This is a genomic window from Phosphitispora fastidiosa (assembly GCF_019008365.1).
GTDB classification, from domain to species: Bacteria; Bacillota; Thermincolia; order Thermincolales; family UBA2595; genus Phosphitispora; species Phosphitispora fastidiosa.
The window spans coordinates 1-311 of sequence record NZ_JAHHUL010000097.1; the positions used below are offsets into that span (position 1 = coordinate 1).

1 rRNA gene is annotated in these 311 nt (G+C 49.2%); it reads left to right on the forward strand.

The features are described from left to right. Positions 1-311: ribosomal RNA gene (locus Ga0451573_RS19105) — 16S ribosomal RNA — on the forward strand; the annotation flags it as partial.

A 311-nucleotide genomic window follows, 5' to 3' on the forward strand; every position in this document is an offset into this window, starting at 1 on the left:
TGATCTCAGAGTGCCAGCAGCCGCGGTAATACGGGGGGAGCTAGCGTTGTCCGGAATCATTGGGCGTAAAGGGCATGTAGGTTGGACTTTAAGTCAGTTGTTAAATATTGCGGCTTAACCGCATTATGCAATTGATACTGGAGTTCTTGAGTGTGAGAGGGGACAGAGGAATACCTGGTGTAGCGGTGGAATGCGTAGATATTAGGTAGAACACCTGAGGCGAAGGCGTCTGTCTGGCTCATCACTGACACTGAAATGCGAAAGTATGGGGAGCAAACAGGATTAGAAACCCTTGTAGTCCCGTGAGATCA